This is a genomic window from Plantibacter cousiniae (nom. nud.) (assembly GCF_977070315.1).
The window spans coordinates 176,534-191,026 of record NZ_CDRVEU010000004.1 but is presented as its reverse complement, the minus strand read 5'-3'; the positions used below and the strand labels follow the sequence as shown (position 1 = coordinate 191,026).

The following is a 14,493-nucleotide window of genomic DNA, read 5'->3' as shown; positions in this document are numbered from 1 at the left end:
AGAGCCATTCAGTTGGTGCGCGATGCGCACCTTGCGAGCTACGCCATGATCGACCTTGCTACCTGGAATCTCTCCGTCCCCGTCGGAAGCCCTGCGACCATCATCGAAACCCCCAAATTGGTAAAGGGCTATCGGGATGGCTATTTCCAGTCCGGGGATACGCTGTTCTTCTGGGCACCGGTGACGGGTTCAACCACCGAAAACGCCAAGTACCCGCGTTCCGAATTGCGCGAGACGACGTCGGACGGAAGAGTCTTCAACTGGGCCTACTCCAGTGCCGACAACTTTCTGCGCGCGACCCTGGAAGTCGATCAGGTGCCTTCCAGCGGCAAGATCGTGATCGGTCAGATTCACTGCTACCAGAGCACCGAACCGCTGCTGAAGGTGGAGTATCAGTACAAGGAGAAGCTGCAGACCGGCAATATCGTCGCCAAGTTTCGTCGTACGCCGGACTCGGAAATCGAGGTCATCAACATCGCCCAGGGTGTGCCGCTCAATAAGCAGTTCAACTACACCATCAACCTATCGCCGTCTGGCGATCTGACGGTGAATGCCTTCGATGCAGTCTGGTACGCCAAGCTGGATTCAGCCTGGGCCAGCAAACTGTTCTATTTCAAGGCAGGGGTCTACACCCAGGACAACACCGGCTACACCACGGAAGGCGGCTCGGCCACGTTCTACAAGCTGGCCATTGCCCACGAGAAAAAGAATTGATCCTTTCGCGCCGCAGGCTTCAGGCCGCCGGGAATATCAGACTGAAGCAGATTCTGCCGACGGCGGGTTGAGCGACTTCGACCCGACCGCCGTGCAGTTGCATGATTGCCGTGACGATCGCCAGCCCCAGGCCGTTGGAATCCGAACGCTCATGGCGTGAGGCATCACCGCGATAGAAACGATCGAACAAGCGTGCGAGGGTGGCTTCCGGCAGCACCGGTCCACGGTTCTCCACATCGATCTTCCAGTGCCCGTCCACAGCCGTCACCTGCATCAGAATCTCGCTGTCTTCATCGGCGTAGCGGATCGCATTGGCGACCAGATTGCTCAATGCACGCCGTAGCAAAATCGGATCGGCCTGCAACGTACCTTGTCCGTGGGGGCTCAGGGTCAGGTTGCGTTCTTCGGCCAGCCCTTCGAAATAGCCGGCAACCCGTTGCAGTTCATCATGCAGATCCAGCGACTGACGCTCCAGAGCGGCCTGGGCTTCGTCCGCCCGTGCCAGAAACAGGATGCTTTCCACCAGCCGCGAGATGCGCTCCAGCTCTTCCAGATTGGAGGCCAGCAGCGCCTGATATTCATCGGCGCTGCGGTTCTGGCGCAAGGCAACCTGACAATGGCCCATCAGCGAACCGACCGGTGTGCGGATTTCGTGGGCCAGATCGGCAGAGAACTGCATCAGGCGTCGGTAGCCATCGTCCAGACGGTCAAGCATGGCGTTGAAGGCGTCGCTCAATTGTTGCAGCTCGACGGGCGTATCACGGCTGTCGAGGCGTTTGTGCAGGCTGGCCGGGGTGATTGCGGCGGCATGGGCAGCCATTCTTCGCAGTGGACGCAAGCCGCGACGCAGCAGTACATAACCCAGGGCTGCGGTGATCAGAAACGCCAGGGCCACGGCTATATAGATGCGCTGACGGAAGCTGGCGAGCATGGCCATTTCCTTGACCATCAGGTGCGCTGCCTGCAAACGTACTTCGACACCGTTGGACATCACCTGTACGGCAGCAGCGCGCAACGGCACGCCTTGCAGGCTCATGCCGCTGCGCAGGTCATCGACACGCAGCGGTTGGTCCTGCGCCACGGTCGGCAGTTCCGGCAAGGGCGCGTGCTGCGGGTTGACGGAGATAACCGGTGACTTGCCCGGCTCGCCGATGATGAAGATGTCTTCTTCGCTGTCGAGCATGTTCTCGAACAGCTGCGGGCTGCCCTTGAGGTTGTCCATGGTCAGGTCATAGCGCAGCAGCTTGCGAAAGTGGTCCAGTCGCGCAAGCACGGCATGGTCACTGCGTTGCATCACTGTTGCTTCGATTGACTGATACAGATACAGGCCGGCACCGCTGACGGTGAGCATCGCCACCAAGGCAAATGCCAGGGTCGAGCGCAGGGTCAGGGAAGGCTGGCGTCGCATGGCCGTACCTCGCACACATAACCAATGCCGCGCACGGTGTGGATGAGCTTGACCGGGTAGGGCAGGTCGACCTTGCTGCGCAGACGCTTGATGGCGACGTCGACGACATTGGTGTCGCTGTCGAAATTCATGTCCCAGACTTCCGAGGCAATCTGTGCCCTGGACAGTACGTCGCCTTCGCGGCGCAATAACAGGTGCAGCAGGGCGAACTCCTTGTTGGTCAGCACGATAACCTGTTGCTGACGCGTCACCCGGCGGCGCAACAGGTCTAGTTCCAGATCGGCCAGATGAAAATGGTCCGCCTCGCGCACCACGCCCCGGCGCAGGATGGTGCGGATGCGCAGCAGCAGTTCAGTGAAGGAAAATGGCTTGACCAGATAATCGTCGGCGCCCAGTTCCAGGCCGCGAATCCGGTCCTGCAACTGGTCGCGCGCGGTGAGAAACAGCACCGGCACGTCCTGCCGGGCGCGCAGTACTTCGATGATTTGCCAGCCGTCGATGCCTGGCAGCATCACGTCCAGCACGATCAGGTCGTAGCGGTTTTCCAGCGCCAGGTGAAGGCCGTCGGCCCCGTGCTGGGTCCAGTCCACCTTGTAGCCGGACTCACCCAGACCCTTCTTCAGGTACTCGCCGGTTTTGGTGTCGTCTTCAATCAGCAGGATATGCATCGTTTTGTCCGCTACGCTTTTGCCTGCACCCATGGTGCGCCGATGCCGGAGTCTAACCAGTTGCCGACGAGGTGTCCGGCGAATGACAAAAATGTCATTGCCCGGTCATTCTGCGGTGCCGGTAACGGTGCAAGGATGGGTTTCAGATATCAACTGCCAAGGAAGTACCGATGAAGACTGCACTCTCTACTACGTTCGGCCTGCTGTTGCTCAGCGCTGCTGTCATGACTCAGGCTGCTGACATGAAGGTGGTTAAACCGATGCGCGGGACCGTCGACAGCGTCAGCGCCGACACCCTCGATTTCACCACCCGCTCGGGTCAGCACGAAAGTATCAAGCTGACTGACAAGACCGGTATTCGTCTTGTGTCCGAAGCTGACTTCAAGCAAATCAAAGGCGACAGTTTTGTCGGTTCGGCTGCCATCCCGCAGGCGGACGGCACACTGAAAGCGCTGGAGGTGACTGTTTTTGAAGCCAGCCTCAAAGGCAGCGGCGAAGGTCACTATGGCTGGGAAAACGCTGATGGCAGCACCGGCACCATGACCAATGGCACCGTTGGCACGTTGGCTGGCACCGATGGCCGCACGCTGACCGTCAAATACGAGGGTGGCGAGAAGAAGCTGGTGGTGCCGCAGGATGTGCCTATCGCCTACGTCGAGCCAGGCAAGGTTGATCAGTTGACCAAGGGCGCCAAGGTCGTGGTGTTCCCGGCTGACGACGGCAAGTCTGCTCGTGGTGTGGCAGTCGGCAAGGACGGGTTTACCCCGCCGATGTAATCACCGCCAGGGCTGTCAGGGCTGTCAGGGGCGCAAGGCTGCCCCTGACAGCCTTTTCCATGCCTGATCAGAGGGATCTCGACATGAAAACCCGCCCCATTCATCCGTGGCCGGTGCGCCTGACGCACTGGGTCAATGCCGTGGGCATGGTCTGTATGTTCATGAGCGGTTGGGCGATCTACAACGCATCGCCACTGATGCCGTTCACCTTTCCCAAATTCCTGACACTCGGCGGCTGGCTGGGCGGTTCCATTGCCTGGCACTTCGCGGTGATGTGGCTGTTGGTCATCAACGGTCTGATTTATGTGCTGTATGGCGTGTTCAGCCGCCATTTCAAACGCGACCTGCTGCCGGTTCGGCCGTCCGAAGTGACGCGTGACATGAGTGACGCGTTGCGTTTTCGACTGGTCCACGTCAAAGGCCGTTACAACGCGGTGCAACGGCTGATGTACTGGCTGGTGCTGGCCATGGGTGTGTTGGTGGTGCTGTCCGGCCTGGCCATCTGGAAACCGGTGCAGTTTCAGGGGCTGGTCAGTCTGCTGGGCGGATTCGATTTCGCCCGTTGGGTACATTTCGGGGCGATGACCGCCATCGGCGCATTTGTCATCGTCCATCTGCTGCTGGTCGTGCTGGTGCCCAGTACTTTGCTGCCGATGATTACCGGCGGCCGCCAGCCGAACGAAGACGGAACTGCGCAATCATGAACGAACCACGTAAACGCATCACTCAGCGTATCCGCCTGGAGCCCGCGCAGGAGCGTCAACTGATCGATATTCAGCGCCGCTCGTTCCTGCGCGCGGGGCTGACCGTGGGCGCGATGTCGATGCTCACGGGCTGCAACCTGCAGGATGGCGATCAGGTCGACAAGGTGCTGTGGGCCATGTCGCGCTGGAATGACCGGGTTCAGGCCTGGCTGTTCAATGGCCAGAAGCTGGCGCCGACCTACAGCAAGGCGCAGTTGACCAACCCGTTCCCGTTCAATGCCTTCTACCCTGAGTACAACGTGCCGGAGCTGGATCTTTCCGATTACCAGCTGGCGGTGTCGGGGCTGGTGCGGGACAAGCAGCCGTGGACGCTGGGGGCGCTGCGCAAACTGCCGCAACGCACGGACATCACGCGGTTGATCTGTATCGAGGGCTGGAGCGCGATAGGGCAGTGGGGCGGTGTGCCGTTGAAGACCTTCCTGGAGTACATCGGCGCTGATACGACGGCGCGCTTTGTCGGTTTCAAGTGCGCTGACCGCTATTACTCGAGCCTGGATATGCCCACTGCGCTGCATCCGCAGACGTTGCTGGCGCTGGACTTCGGTGAAGTGGCGCTGCCACCTGATTACGGTTACCCGTTGCGGGTGCGGGTGCCGACCAAGCTGGGTTTCAAGAATCCCAAGCACATCGTCGAGATTTTCGTCAGCAACGAGAATCCTGGGGGGTATTGGGAGGATCAGGGGTACAACTGGTTCAGCGGGATCTAGGAGCGGACGCAGAGCGTCCAGAAATGTGGAGCAGGGGCACGATAGGTGTTCTCACGAGCGCCTCTCGTTCCTCACGCTCCGCGTGGGAATGCCGTTCGTGACGCTCTGCGTCACATGGCGGTTTTTTCTTTGTCAGGTGGATTGAGGTTCGGCTCAGGTCACCTTTGCGCCCTTACGGCGCCTTACTTTGAGGGACCAAAGTAAGCAAAGTCCCAGCTCCGGTTTCCGGCCCGACTTCGTCGGTTCCTTCGCCCTGGCACTGACGTCGCACTCTGCGTCGTCAGTGCCATCGCGTTAAAAAGCACTTTCAGGCGCGGCGTTTCAGGTCAGTTCAGGCCAAGTTTGCCGCGCAGGGTCGAGAGGTCTTCTGCCAGGGTGTTGACCGGGCCGACCAGGGCTTTGCGGTCGTTCTCTTTGACTTTGTCGTAGGTTTCAAAGCCACCGTCCTTGGTCTTGTACTTGGCGAGGATTTTGTCCACGGTGGCGAAGTTCTTGTCGACTTTGCTGGAGAAGGCCTTGTCCTGTTGTTCGATCTGCGGGCGGAACAGGTCGACGATTTTTTTCGCGCCGTCGATGTTGCCCTGGAAGTCATACAGGTCGGTGTGGCTGTAACGGTCTTCTTCGCCGGAAATCTTGGTCGCTGCCACTTCTTCCAGCAGGGCTGCGGCGCCGCCGACGACTTTTTCCGGCGGGAAGGTCAGGTCGGCCACGCGCTTTTCCAGGTCCTTGACGTCGCTCAACAGCTTGTCGGCGATAGGGCCCTGATCTTTTGTGGTGTTCTGCGAGAACAGCGCATATTCCAGACGATGGAAGCCGGTGAAGTCTTCCGCCGCCACGCCTTGTTCATGGTCGTCGACGCGTGAGTCGATGGATGCGTCCAGGTCACTGAACAGTTCGGCAATCGGTTCTACCGACTCGTAGTACACGCGGGTCGGAGCGTAGAGCTTCTTGGCCGTTGCGATGTCGCCTTTCTTCACGGCATCGGTGAATTTCTGGGTGTGGCTGACCAGCTCTTCAATGTTCTCGGTCACGTAGATCTTGTAGTCCGACACCGGGCCTACCAGATCCAGCGGCGCGGTGGCGGCAAAGGCCGCCAGCGGGGTCTGGAGCAGGCCAAGGGTCAGGAGCAAAGCCAGGGGCGTCTTTTTCATGAGTGTCTTCCGGGTCGGGAGTGGATAGGTCATGCGTTTTTAGTGGGCGCTACGGCCGCCAGCAGCGAGCGACCGATGAAATCCTGGTCGCCGGTTACCCCCGGCAGGGTGAAGAAATAGCCGCCTCCGATTGGTTTGAGGTATTCCTCCAGCGGCTCGCCGTTAAGCCGGCTCTGTACCGTAATGAAGCCTTTTTCCAGATCGGCCTGGTAGCAGATGAACAGCAGGCCCATGTCCAACTGACCGTTCTTGTTCACCCCATTGGAGTAATTGAACGGGCGGCGCAGGATCAGGTTGCGCTGGCTTTCGGCAGTACGCGGGTTGGCCAGGCGGATGTGCGAATCCAGCCGGGTTTTCTTGCCTTCCGGGTCGGCCGCATAGTTGGGCACATCGCTCTCGACCTTGCCGTCCATGGGCGCGCCGGTGCTTTTGCTGCGGCCGAAAATCGATTCCTGCTCCTGCAGCGGCGTGCGGTCCCAGCGCTCGACGAAGTTGCGGATGATGCGCACCGCCTGATAGCTGCCATTGGCGGCCCAGGCCGGTTCATCGCTGCCCGGCTGCACCCAGACCAGCTCGTTCATGGTCTTCTGGTTGTTGGAATCCGGGTTCGCCGAACCGTCCCGGAAACCCAGGAAGTTGCGCGCGCTTTCCGGCGGCTGACCGGGTTTCTTCGGTGCCTGGGGCGGCACGGTGCCTTCCTGTTTCCAGCGCACCAGCAGCAGGTCGGGCAGGTTCTTGACGATGTCGCGCAGCGCATGGATGTTGCTGTCGGCAGTGTTGGCGCAGAACTGGATGCTCAGGTCGCCGTGGCAACTGGCCGGATCCAGCGCATCGTTGGGGAAACCGGTCATGCGGCTCAAGCGTTTCGGCTTGACCGGGGCCAGACCAAAACGCTCATCGAACAGCGATTCGCCCACCGACACGGTGATGGTCAGGTTGTCCGGGGTCACCACCGGACCGAGAATGCCCGAGTCCAGCGGTGGCAGTTTCGGATCGATCTCCGGCACCGGGCCACCGGTCATCAGGAACGCGATGCGCTCGTTCAGCGTGCGAAACAGGCGTTCCAGGTCCTCACGGTCGGCGGCCAGAACATCGAATGCCACAAGCATGCCCGCGGCCGGGCGCGGGTTGACGATGCCGCTCTGATGCTGGCCGTGAAACTCGTTGTGATCCTGCGTTTTTTCACTGTTCGGCGCTTCGGCGACTTGTGCAGGTGCTGCGGCAAGTACATTGCCACTCAGGCTGCTGCCAGCCAGCGCAGCCCCTGCAGCGCTGAGCCCCATCAGCACGCGGCGGCGTTGCAGGGAGGCCGGAGCGTTGGTTGTTTCTGGATTGCTGTCCGGATTTTTCATCGTGATGTGCTGTGCTCCAGTAAATCAGAGGCCAGAGAGGCCGAGTGCCGGGTCGATGCCATTGAGTGCGTCAGCCAGAGCGCCAGCCTTGGCGGCGATCTGCTTGCGCTGCGCCTCATCCACCTGGTCGTAGGGGCGCACACCACCATCAGCGCTGCTCAATGCATCGAGCGTGGTGTCCAGATCCGCCATGGCGGCGTCGATCTTCTGCAACAGATCGCCTGCACTGCGGCTCAGCAACGGACGCAGCAGGTCGACAATCTTGCGGGTGCCGTCCAGGTTGGCGGCAAAACCGTTCAGGTCGCTGTGGCTGTAACGTTCCTCTTCGCCGTTGCTGCGTACCTCAGCCAGGCTACGCAGTGTGCGAGTGGCAATGGCCGCCAGCTGTTCGGGCGCCAGCGATTGCGCCATCAACTGTTGCTTGAGCTGGGTGACATCGGTTTGCAGACGCTGCGCGATCGGCGCCAGGCCCTCGACGCTGTGTTGCTCGTACAGGCCGTATTCGATGCGGTGAAAACCGCCGAAGCCGGGGTCCTGTTCACGTTTCTCGTAATAGTCGGCGCGGGCGTTGATTGCGTTGTCCAGCTCGGCCAGGCGCTGCGCAGCCGGTGCAATGCGCTGGTAGGCGGCGCGGGCGGGCAGGTAGGCCGCCTGGGCAGCGCTCAGGTCGCCGGCATCGATGGCCTGTTGCAGGGCGTTGACTGCCTTGATCAGCGCCGAACTCTGCAGGCTCAGGTACACGCGGTATTCGGAGAGCGGCCCGATGAAGGCGGTCATGGACGGACGCGCCTTGGCCTTGGCGTCGGACTCTGCGGTCGGCGTGACATGCAAGGTGCCGCGCGGATTGCTCAGCAGACCGCAGGTAATCGCGTAATCGCCGGGTGCCAGGTTGGCATTGATCACCTGGCTTAGCCCAGGTGCGATGTTTTCCCGTTCTTCAATCACCAGCACGCCATCGAGGATTTCCCATTCGACGGCGCGCTCCGAGCGGTTGACGATGCGGAAGGCGTTCTTGCCCGCCGCGACCGTCAAGGCGTTCGGTTCGCAGTTGTGGGCGTGGATATTGACCACGGTTTCAGTACCGGCATTGGCCGCGCGCTTTTTGGCCGCGACCTGCGAGGCGTAGTAGAACAGCCCGCCAGCGGCGATCATCAGGATCACTGAGCCGGCGACTGCCAATCGCAGGACACGGGGCGACCGGGCTTTCCCGGAAGGCCCTGAGGGACGGTTAGACATGGAGGCCCTTATTCGTTCGTAACAGAAGATGTGTTTGGCTGCATGACCTTGCCAGTCGTCGGGGTGTGCGGCTTGAAGAACAGCAGCAGTGCCCCGATCAGGTAAATCAGGTAGGCACTCAGGGTGCTGACCGTCGGCGCGTCCTGATAACCGAACATGCCCGCCAGTACCGAACCGGCAGGGCCGTCCATCGGCAGCAGCGCACTGATGTCGAAGACCACCTCCTGCAGGTGATTCCAGACCCCGGCTTCATGCAGTGCCTGAACGGAGTTGGCGAGAATGCCCGCCGCTACCACCAGAATGAACAAACCGGTCCAGCGGAAAAACAGGCTCAGGTTCAGACGCATACTGCCGCTGTAGATGGCTACGCCGAAACCGACCGCCAGCAACAGGCCGAGCAGCGCACCCAATGGCGCGCCGGAGCCTTCGCTCTGCTGGAACACGGCGAGCAGAAAGAATACGGTTTCCAGCCCTTCGCGGGCCACGGCAAAAAACACCATGGCGATCAGCGCGTAGGTCTGGTTTTTCGAGCCGGTGAGGGCCGCGTCGAGTGATTCGTGCAGCGCATGCTTGATCGACCGCGCGACCTTGCGCATCCAGAACACCATGGAGCTGAGAATGCCGACCGCGATCAGGCCGACGATCCCTTCGAACAGCTCCTGCTGCTTTTGTGGGAACTCGGCGCTCATCAACTCAAGCCCGCCACCGACGAACAGCGAGAGCGCGGCGGCCAGAAATACGCCGATCCACACCGCAGGCATCCACTCGCCGCGGCCGGTCTGCTTCAGGTAACTGGCGATAATGCCAACGATAAGCGCGGCTTCGATGCCTTCGCGCAGCATGATCAAAAAGGGAACGAGCATATCTCACCGAGTCAAAGCTGTAGGGTGAAGGTGTTTCGGCATGTCGTAGGCCGGAAACACTGCGTAACATAATGATACTCATTCTTGAATGCGTGTAGTTGTTTTTTATCGGGATTGCGTTTTTGAAAAGTCGTTCAGGTCAGGTTCAGCTAATCGATCACGGTTTTCTGAACGTTCCGCGGTCTTCGGAAATCAGCGATCATTTTCAACACCCCTGTAAACCGTGGTTGCCCCTCTGACCGCTTTATTCCGGAAATCATCATGTCATCAGAATCAGACAGCGCTGACCGCAGGCATGCCGAGGCGGTCGCTGCGCTCAGGTCCATAGATCCGCAATGGCAGTCGCTGATTGACCAGGTCGGCCCCTGTCTGCACCCGGTCAGTGCGGCGCAGGACCCGTTTCAGGCGCTGGTCAAGGCCGTCGCCTACCAGCAATTGCATGCCAGGGCAGGCGATGCGATGGTCATGAGGTTGCGTGCGCTTTTTGTGGATGACAGCTTCCCGGGGGCGCAGGCACTGGTCGAGCTGGATGATCAGGCACTGCGCTCCTGTGGGTTCTCGGCGTCCAAATGCCGGGCGATCAAGGCGATTGCCGCTGCGCGAGTGGACGGTCTGGTGCCTGAGGTCAGTGCGGCGCTGGCCATGGGCAACGAAGCGCTGGTCGAACGCCTGATCCAACTGCCGGGCGTGGGGCGCTGGACCGTGGAGATGATGCTCATTTACGGGCTCGGTCAGCTGGATGTGATGCCCGCCAGCGACTTCGGCGTGTGCGAAGGCTACCGTCGACTGTATGCTCTGGAACTCAAACCGTCGCACCGGCAAATGGCCCGGCTTGCCGAGCGCTTCGCGCCTTACCGAACCATTGCTGCCTGGTATCTGTGGCGAGTGCCGGCCGATTTCAGCGAAAACGGCTCATCTCGAATTTAAAAGCAAGAGTCGGAGTGCCCGGTGGCCCTGACAGGTGCAGGCTTATCGAAACTCAAGGCAGGCTCGACCATGGACAGCACTGAACGCACCCAACCGGCACGCGCCCCGCGCACTGAAGACGACCCGCGCTGGGACATTCTGGTCAATCGGCGTTCACACGCTGGCGCTGACTTCGTTTATGGCGTGCTGACCACCGGCATCTATTGCAACCCTTGCAGCCCGACACGCCTTCCGCGTCCGGAGAACGTGGTGTTTTTTGACAGTGCGCGCGACGCCGAGGCTGCCGGGTTTCGCCCGTCCCTGCGCAATGCCGGCGACCCGAATGCGCTGCAACTCAGGCACGCAGAAGTCGTTGCCCAAGCCTGCAGACTGATCGATGCCGCCGAATCGATGCCCAATCTGACCGAGCTCGCCGAGCAGGTCGGGATGAGCGGTTTTCATTTCCACCGTATTTTCAAAAGGCTGACCGGGCTGACGCCCAGGGCCTACAGCGTCGCCTCGTTACGCTCGCGGGTGAAAACTCAGCTCTCAGAGGCGGTAAGCATTACCCGTGCGTTGTACGAGGCGGGCTACAACTCCAACAGTCGTTTCTATGAGGCTTCGCAGAACATGCTCGGCATGAAACCTTCTGAATACCGCGCGGGCGGCGCCAATGTCGATATCAGGTTCGCCCTGGGTGAAAGTTCGCTGGGTTCGATTCTGGTGGCCACCAGCAGCAAGGGCATCTGTGCGATTTCGCTCGGTGATGACCCGCATGCGCTGATCGAAGCTTTCCAGGACCAGTTTCCCAACGCCAACCTGATCGGTGCAGACGCAGCGTTCGAACAACTGGTTGCCGAGGTCGTGGGTTTTGTCGAATCACCCGCGACCGGCCTGGCGCTGCCACTGGATATCCGCGGCACGGTGTTTCAGGAGCGGGTCTGGCAGGCGCTCAGGGACATTCCCGCTGGATCGACGGCCACCTACACGCAGATCGCGGCGCAGATAGGACTGCCCAGTGCAGTCCGTGCGGTTGCCAACGCCTGCGGTGCGAACAAGCTTGCGGTGGCCATTCCCTGTCACCGGGTGGTGCGCAGCGATGGATCGTTGTCGGGCTATCGCTGGGGCGTCGAGCGCAAGCGCAAGCTGCTTGAACTCGAAGCGGCCGAGCAGGCAGGGCTGTTTTCAGGGAGTTGAGCAGCAGCCCATTTTCTGCAGAATCCGATAGGCCAGTTTCACCCGCTCCTCGTTCGGGTAGTTTTTGTTGGCGAGGATGGCAATCCCCAGCTGCTGCTCCGGAATGAACGCCACATAGCCACCGAAACCGTTGGTTGATCCGGTTTTGTTGACCCAGACCGAAGATTGCGCTGCCTGCGGCGGCTCGATCATTTCGGCTTTGACCGTGTTCAGCATGGCGCTGGCATTGCCCTCAAGCAGCGTCTCCAGACGCACCGGCAGCGGATACTGTTCCCAGATCAGGTCCTGAGTCATGCCGCCGACCTTGAAATAGCCGGTCCTTGTATCGCGCAGGGCTTTTTGCAGTGCGGCGTCGTTTTGACCGAGGCTGATGTTCGCTTCGATAAAACGGAGTACGTCCCGGGCACTCGATTTCACGCCATAGGCTTGCGCCGCCAGCGGACCTGGATTGACCCTGACCGGCTCGTCGAGCTTGTTGTAGCCCTGCGCATACAGCGCCTGTTTTTCATCGGGCACGTTGATATAGGTATTACTCAGACCCAGCGCCGGAAACAGCCGCTGCTGCAGGGCTGTTTCATACGGCAGCTTCATGCTGCGCGCCGCAACCATGCCGAGCAGGCCCACACTGGGGTTGGCGTAGGTGCGATGGGTGCCGGATAGATATTCGGGCTGCCACGCCTTGAAATATTCCATTAACTGACGGGTGTTGTGCACTTTATCCGGCACCTGAAGCGGGAAGCCGCCAGCCGTGTGAGTGCCCAGATGGAAAACCGGCACCTTGCCCAGTCGCGTAGCCTGCAACTGCGGAATATAGCTGTCGATGCTTTGCGTCAGCGACAGCTGCCCATTGGCCTGTGCCCAGGTAGCGAGGGTGGCGGTGAAGGTCTTGCTGATCGAGCCAAGTTCAAACAGCGTATCGCGGGTGACTGGCTGGCCAGTGGCTTTTGACGCGACGCCGTAGGCGTAGAACTGCTGTTTGCCCTGGTGAGTGACGGCGATCGACAGGCCCGCGATATGATTTTCCTGCATCACTTTGCTGGCTTCTGCCTGCACGAATGCGTCGACAGCCACGGTGTCGTCGTCTGCAACAGCCACCGCACTGGCCAGCAGAAGTCCTGTGCAGAGCAGCGTTCCATTCCATTGCATTGGGTTATTCCTTGTTGTTTTGGGGCATGGGCCGATCATCAGAGAGCCTTCCTGGGAGCCCCTCCGTGGTGGTCGGTCGTCAAAGGTTTGCGTAATATGCCCACTTTTTTGCGCTTCTTCCACGGAGCGCCGCTCAGGTAACCCATGAAAACGATCCGTATACGTGCCGAAGTCCTGGCAGGCCTCACCACATCTTTTGCATTGGTGCCCGAGTGCATCGCCTTTGCGCTGGTGGCTCATCTCAATCCGCTGATGGGGCTCTACGGTGCGTTCATCATCTGTACCCTGACTGCGCTGTTCGGCGGGCGTCCGGGCATGGTGTCCGGCGCGGCCGGTTCCATGGCGGTGGTGATCGTCGCGCTGGTGGTGCAGCAGGGTGTGCAGTATTTACTGGCGACCGTATTGCTGGGTGGCCTGATCATGATCCTGTTCGGCTTGCTGCGGCTCGGCAAACTGGTGCGACTGGTGCCGTATCCGGTGATGCTGGGCTTCGTCAACGGCCTGGCAATCGTCATCGCGATGGCGCAACTGGAGCACTTCAAGGTGGGTGAGTCATGGCTCAGCGGTACGCCGCTGTACGTGATGCTCGGGCTGGTGGCGCTGACCATGGCGATTGTCTATCTGTTGCCACGCCTGACCCGCATTGCGCCGCCAGCGCTGGTGGCGATCCTCAGCGTCGGGCTGGCGGTCTACCTGCTCGGCCTGCCGACCCGCACCCTGGGCGACATGGCGCACATTGCCGGTGGCTTGCCGGTATTCGCCATGCCGGACATCCCGTGGAATCTGGAGACGCTGCGCATCATTGCGCCTTACGCCATTCTGATGGCGCTGGTCGGTCTGCTGGAAACCCTGCTGACCCTGAACCTGACCGACGAGATCACCGAAACCCGTGGCTATCCGGATCGTGAGTGCGTAGCGCTGGGCGCTGCCAACGTGGTCTCCGGTGCCTTCGGCGGCATGGGCGGCTGCGCGATGATCGGCCAGACCGTCATCAACCTGAGTTCTGGCGGCCGTGGTCGTCTGTCGGGCGTGGTTGCAGGTTTGATGATCCTGATGTTCGTGCTGTTCCTCTCACCGTTGATCGAGCGCATTCCATTGGCGGCGTTGGTCGGGGTGATGTTCGTGGTCGCTCAACAGACTTTCGCCTGGGCCTCGCTGCGTGTGCTGCGCAAGGTGCCGGTCAACGATGTGCTGGCGATCATTGCCGTGACGGTGGTCACGGTGCTGACTGATCTGGCCACTGCAGTGCTGTTCGGGATCATTATCGCGGCGATCAACTTCGCCTGGCAGCAGGCTCGTGAGCTGTACGCCGACAGCCATGTCGAAGCCGACGGCAGCAAGGTCTACCACCTGCATGGCACGCTGTTCTTCGCCTCGACCACACCGTTTCTCGACCAGTTCAACCCGGCCGAAGACCCGGCGCAGGTGACACTGGATTGCCGCCACCTGAGCTTTGTCGATTACTCGGCCATCGCTGCGCTCAAAACCCTGCGCGAACGCTACGCCAAGGCGGGCAAGCATCTGCGTGTGGTCCACCTGTCCGAGCGCTGCAAGCGACTGCTCAAGCGTGCCGGCGTGCAGCATGCCTGAGTTGAGTTGAGCTGA

General features: G+C 60.6%; 14 protein-coding genes. 7 read left to right on the top strand and 7 right to left on the bottom strand.

Going from position 1 to position 14,493, the window contains the following annotated elements:
• Positions 1 to 45 precede the first annotated feature (45 nt).
• A complete protein-coding gene (locus ACW55A_RS10815; RefSeq protein ID WP_011268396.1) occupies positions 46 to 714 on the top strand; it encodes a polysaccharide lyase family 7 protein in 669 nt (222 codons plus the stop codon).
• Positions 715 to 733: 19 nt separating this feature from the next.
• Here the strand turns inward: ACW55A_RS10815 and ACW55A_RS10810 are convergent, their stop codons facing one another.
• Entirely contained in the window at positions 734 to 2,122 is a 1,389-nt protein-coding gene (locus ACW55A_RS10810; RefSeq protein WP_003370316.1) for a heavy metal sensor histidine kinase, read from the bottom strand.
• Entirely contained in the window at positions 2,101 to 2,790 is a 690-nt protein-coding gene (locus tag ACW55A_RS10805) for a heavy metal response regulator transcription factor (protein ID WP_002554192.1), read from the bottom strand. Before ACW55A_RS10805 ends, ACW55A_RS10810 begins: the two co-directional genes overlap by 22 nt.
• Before the next feature lie 170 nt (positions 2,791 to 2,960).
• On the opposite strand from ACW55A_RS10805, the gene ACW55A_RS10800 reads away from it, so the two are divergent.
• From ACW55A_RS10800 to ACW55A_RS10790, 3 genes are all read left to right on the top strand, one after another.
• A complete protein-coding gene (locus ACW55A_RS10800; RefSeq protein ID WP_002554191.1) occupies positions 2,961 to 3,566 on the top strand; it encodes a hypothetical protein in 606 nt (201 codons plus the stop codon).
• Between the two features lie 83 nt (positions 3,567 to 3,649).
• Positions 3,650 to 4,270, top strand: a complete 621-nt coding sequence (locus ACW55A_RS10795; protein ID WP_003370324.1) for a cytochrome b/b6 domain-containing protein — start codon at positions 3,650 to 3,652, stop codon at positions 4,268 to 4,270.
• On the top strand, positions 4,267 to 5,037 hold the full coding sequence (locus ACW55A_RS10790) for a molybdopterin-dependent oxidoreductase (protein ID WP_003370326.1): 771 nt from the start codon (positions 4,267 to 4,269) through the stop codon (positions 5,035 to 5,037). Before ACW55A_RS10795 ends, ACW55A_RS10790 begins: the two co-directional genes overlap by 4 nt.
• A 326-nt stretch (positions 5,038 to 5,363) precedes the next feature.
• Here ACW55A_RS10790 and efeO (ACW55A_RS10785) read toward each other — a convergent pair whose 3' ends face one another.
• Genes efeO (ACW55A_RS10785) through efeU form a run of 4 tightly spaced genes read right to left on the bottom strand, consistent with a single transcriptional unit; the run spans position 5,364 to position 9,639 of the window.
• Positions 5,364 to 6,188, bottom strand: a complete 825-nt coding sequence (gene efeO, locus ACW55A_RS10785; RefSeq protein ID WP_003403826.1) for an iron uptake system protein EfeO — start codon at positions 6,186 to 6,188, stop codon at positions 5,364 to 5,366.
• 29 nt (positions 6,189 to 6,217) lie between these two features.
• Positions 6,218 to 7,540 (bottom strand): iron uptake transporter deferrochelatase/peroxidase subunit, encoded by a 1,323-nt coding sequence (gene efeB, locus ACW55A_RS10780; protein ID WP_455808165.1) that lies wholly within the window; start codon positions 7,538 to 7,540, stop codon positions 6,218 to 6,220.
• 24 nt (positions 7,541 to 7,564) lie between these two features.
• Positions 7,565 to 8,776 carry an iron uptake system protein EfeO gene (gene efeO, locus ACW55A_RS10775; protein WP_226439235.1) on the bottom strand — a complete coding sequence of 404 codons (1,212 nt, stop codon included), beginning with the start codon at positions 8,774 to 8,776 and terminating at the stop codon, positions 7,565 to 7,567.
• A gap of 8 nt (positions 8,777 to 8,784) precedes the next feature.
• Positions 8,785 to 9,639, bottom strand: a complete 855-nt coding sequence (efeU, locus tag ACW55A_RS10770) for an iron uptake transporter permease EfeU (RefSeq protein WP_003370335.1) — start codon at positions 9,637 to 9,639, stop codon at positions 8,785 to 8,787.
• A gap of 261 nt (positions 9,640 to 9,900) precedes the next feature.
• On the opposite strand from efeU, the gene ACW55A_RS10765 reads away from it, so the two are divergent.
• Both ACW55A_RS10765 and ada read left to right on the top strand, forming a co-directional pair.
• Positions 9,901 to 10,566, top strand: coding sequence for a DNA-3-methyladenine glycosylase family protein (locus tag ACW55A_RS10765; protein ID WP_003436229.1), 666 nt, complete (start codon positions 9,901 to 9,903; stop codon positions 10,564 to 10,566).
• 21 nt (positions 10,567 to 10,587) lie between these two features.
• Positions 10,588 to 11,742 carry a bifunctional DNA-binding transcriptional regulator/O6-methylguanine-DNA methyltransferase Ada gene (gene ada / locus ACW55A_RS10760; RefSeq protein WP_499140271.1) on the top strand — a complete coding sequence of 385 codons (1,155 nt, stop codon included), beginning with the start codon at positions 10,588 to 10,590 and terminating at the stop codon, positions 11,740 to 11,742.
• Here the strand turns inward: ada and ampC are convergent.
• A complete protein-coding gene (gene ampC / locus ACW55A_RS10755) occupies positions 11,731 to 12,888 on the bottom strand; it encodes a class C beta-lactamase (protein WP_003370341.1) in 1,158 nt (385 codons plus the stop codon). The two genes, ada and ampC, sit on opposite strands and share 12 nt — an antisense overlap.
• A gap of 144 nt (positions 12,889 to 13,032) precedes the next feature.
• Between ampC and ACW55A_RS10750 the strand changes: the two genes are divergently transcribed.
• Positions 13,033 to 14,478: a SulP family inorganic anion transporter gene (locus tag ACW55A_RS10750; protein WP_003370343.1), complete on the top strand. Its 1,446-nt coding sequence runs from the start codon at positions 13,033 to 13,035 to the stop codon at positions 14,476 to 14,478.
• Positions 14,479 to 14,493: the final 15 nt, after the last annotated feature.

What these genes read in the sequence shown, in the direction of transcription:
- ACW55A_RS10815 (WP_011268396.1), top strand. Translation starts at nt 46, where the DNA reads ATGATCGACCTTGCTACCTGGAATCTCTCCGTCCCCGTCGGAAGCCCT.
- ACW55A_RS10810 (WP_003370316.1), bottom strand. Translation starts at nt 2,122, where the DNA reads ATGCGACGCCAGCCTTCCCTGACCCTGCGCTCGACCCTGGCATTTGCC.
- ACW55A_RS10805 (WP_002554192.1), bottom strand. Translation starts at nt 2,790, where the DNA reads ATGCATATCCTGCTGATTGAAGACGACACCAAAACCGGCGAGTACCTG.
- ACW55A_RS10800 (WP_002554191.1), top strand. Translation starts at nt 2,961, where the DNA reads ATGAAGACTGCACTCTCTACTACGTTCGGCCTGCTGTTGCTCAGCGCT.
- ACW55A_RS10795 (WP_003370324.1), top strand. Translation starts at nt 3,650, where the DNA reads ATGAAAACCCGCCCCATTCATCCGTGGCCGGTGCGCCTGACGCACTGG.
- ACW55A_RS10790 (WP_003370326.1), top strand. Translation starts at nt 4,267, where the DNA reads ATGAACGAACCACGTAAACGCATCACTCAGCGTATCCGCCTGGAGCCC.
- efeO (WP_003403826.1), bottom strand. Translation starts at nt 6,188, where the DNA reads ATGAAAAAGACGCCCCTGGCTTTGCTCCTGACCCTTGGCCTGCTCCAG.
- efeB (WP_455808165.1), bottom strand. Translation starts at nt 7,540, where the DNA reads ATGAAAAATCCGGACAGCAATCCAGAAACAACCAACGCTCCGGCCTCC.
- efeO (WP_226439235.1), bottom strand. Translation starts at nt 8,776, where the DNA reads ATGTCTAACCGTCCCTCAGGGCCTTCCGGGAAAGCCCGGTCGCCCCGT.
- efeU (WP_003370335.1), bottom strand. Translation starts at nt 9,639, where the DNA reads ATGCTCGTTCCCTTTTTGATCATGCTGCGCGAAGGCATCGAAGCCGCG.
- ACW55A_RS10765 (WP_003436229.1), top strand. Translation starts at nt 9,901, where the DNA reads ATGTCATCAGAATCAGACAGCGCTGACCGCAGGCATGCCGAGGCGGTC.
- ampC (WP_003370341.1), bottom strand. Translation starts at nt 12,888, where the DNA reads ATGCAATGGAATGGAACGCTGCTCTGCACAGGACTTCTGCTGGCCAGT.
- ACW55A_RS10750 (WP_003370343.1), top strand. Translation starts at nt 13,033, where the DNA reads ATGAAAACGATCCGTATACGTGCCGAAGTCCTGGCAGGCCTCACCACA.